Genomic DNA, 1924 nt, shown 5'->3' with positions numbered 1-1924 from the left:
TGGAGCGCGCACTGGCGCCGGACCCGTCCTCCGCTGCTCGCCCCGCGACCCGGCGCCTGGCAGGCGTCGGGGTGGCAGTGAGCACCCCCGGGGCCGCCGCGCCGCGGCCCGTCCGGCGGTTCGTGCTCGCCTCGCAGTCCCCCGCCCGGCTGGCCACCCTGCGCGCCGCCGGTGTGCACCCCGAGGTGGTCGTCTCCGGCGTCGACGAGTCCGGCGTGCAGGCCGACACCCCGGCCGTGCTGGCCGCCCGGCTGTCACTGCTCAAGGCCGAGACGGTGGCCCGCCGGCTCGGCCACCTCGGCCCCGACGAGGTCGTGGTCGGCTGCGACTCGGTGCTCGAGCTCGACGGCGAGGCCTTCGGCAAGCCCCGGACGCCCGAGGTGGCGCGGGAGCGCTGGCGCGCGATGCGCGGGCGCAGCGGCGTCCTGCACACCGGTCACCACGTGCACACCGGCGCCGGCGCACGCACCGCGACGGCGTCCACGGTGGTGCACTTCGCCGACGTCGGCGACGACGAGCTGGAGGACTACCTCGCCACCGGCGAGCCGCTGCAGGTGGCCGGCGCGTTCACCCTGGACGGCTTCGGCGGCGCCTTCGTCCGCGGCGTCGAGGGCGACCCGCACTCCGTCGTCGGCATCTCGCTGCCGCTGCTGCGCGAGCTGCTCACCGACCTCGGCCTGTCCTGGACCAGCCTGTGGCGGCTGACCCCGCCGGCCCCGCCCGCCGGCCCGTCCCCGACCCTCACGCTCGGCTCGGTGGTGCTGCAGGTCGCCGACGTCGAGCGGGCCGCCACCTTCTGGACGCAAGCCCTCGGCTTCCGTCCCGACCCACACGACCCCGCCTTCCTCGTGCCGCCCGGCGACGGCACCCGGCTGCACCTCGACACCGACGACCGCACCCACCTCGACCTGTGGACCGTCGCCACCACGGACGTGGACGCCGAGGTGGAGCGGCTGCTGGCCCTCGGTGCCAGCCGCGCGGAGTGGGAGCACCCGCCGGGCGCGGACTTCGTCGTCCTCACCGACCCCGACGGCCACCACTTCTGCGTCGTCGGGCACTGATCCCCGGTCCACAACCTGTCGATACGCGACCATCAGGTCCGTATGGCGTCTGTTGGTCCGCTATCGACATTTTCCGGACCGCCCGTCGACCGGTCGGTGACCGCTCGCGCAGACTGGCCCGGACCCGGGAGGTGGGCAGGTGCGGAGACACGCGGTGGCGGCGGTGGCGCTGGCCGTCGCCGTGGCGGGATGCGCCGCTCCCGCCGCGGCGCTGCGGAGCTGCGAGTTCGGCAGCGACTACCTCGGGACCTCGGGGGCCGGCCGCCTGCCGGCCGGCTCCTACGTGCTGCTGCTGACCTGCCGGGACGCCGACCACGTCGAGATCCGGCTCCGCACGCCCGGTCGGACCGTGTGGAGCGACCTGGTGCCCTGTGCCGAGGACGTCGAGCACCCGTTGGAGCTGACGGCCCCGGTCGGGGGCGACGCCTCGCTCGAGGTCACGCCCTCCGCCGCCAGGGGCCGGGTGGAGCTGCACCGGCGTTAGGGCTCCTGGCGCAGGGTGAGGCCGGACACCTCGGTGCTGGTGGTGAACGCCCCCGACCAGCCCGGTCCGCTGAACAGCAGCGAGCCGCCGCCGGTGGCGTCGACGGTGTAGCCGGCGTCCGGCAGGGTCCGCTCCAGATGGGCCACGCTCGGCGGGCCGTCCTCGGCGGTGAGCACGAGGGTGATGACGTTGGGCTGGTCGATCCGCTCCAGCACGGTGACGTCCTCGGGCAACGTCACCAGGTCGACCGGGCCGTGGGTCAGCCCGAGCTCGCGCAGCGTCACGGCCCCGGCGACGGCGGCGGTGGACGCCGGCGGCTCCGGCGGCGGCGTCGGCGCGGGGGCGGCGGAGCACCCGGCGAGCAGCGCCGCCGACAGCA

3 protein-coding genes are annotated in these 1924 nt (G+C 76.1%); 2 read left to right on the top strand and 1 reads right to left on the bottom strand.

Features of this window, described 5'->3' with window-relative positions:
- Window positions 1-71: 71 nt before the first annotated feature.
- Window positions 72-1061, top strand: coding sequence for a Maf family nucleotide pyrophosphatase (locus DVA66_RS22045; protein WP_157974175.1), 990 nt, complete (start codon window positions 72-74; stop codon window positions 1059-1061).
- A gap of 139 nt (window positions 1062-1200) precedes the next feature.
- Entirely contained in the window at window positions 1201-1545 is a 345-nt protein-coding gene (locus tag DVA66_RS19885) for a hypothetical protein (RefSeq protein WP_157974174.1), read from the top strand.
- On the opposite strand, the gene DVA66_RS19880 is transcribed toward DVA66_RS19885, so the two are convergent.
- The coding region (locus DVA66_RS19880) for a hypothetical protein (protein WP_114561521.1) at window positions 1542-1924 on the bottom strand (383 nt) is incomplete at its 5' end. The genes DVA66_RS19885 and DVA66_RS19880 overlap by 4 nt on opposite strands.

Origin of the sequence: Desertihabitans aurantiacus, from assembly GCF_003344635.1 — a bacterium.
Classification (GTDB): domain Bacteria; phylum Actinomycetota; class Actinomycetes; order Propionibacteriales; family Propionibacteriaceae; genus Desertihabitans; species Desertihabitans aurantiacus.
The sequence above is the reverse complement of the archived record's forward strand: the minus strand, read 5'-3'. Positions and strand labels throughout refer to the sequence as shown.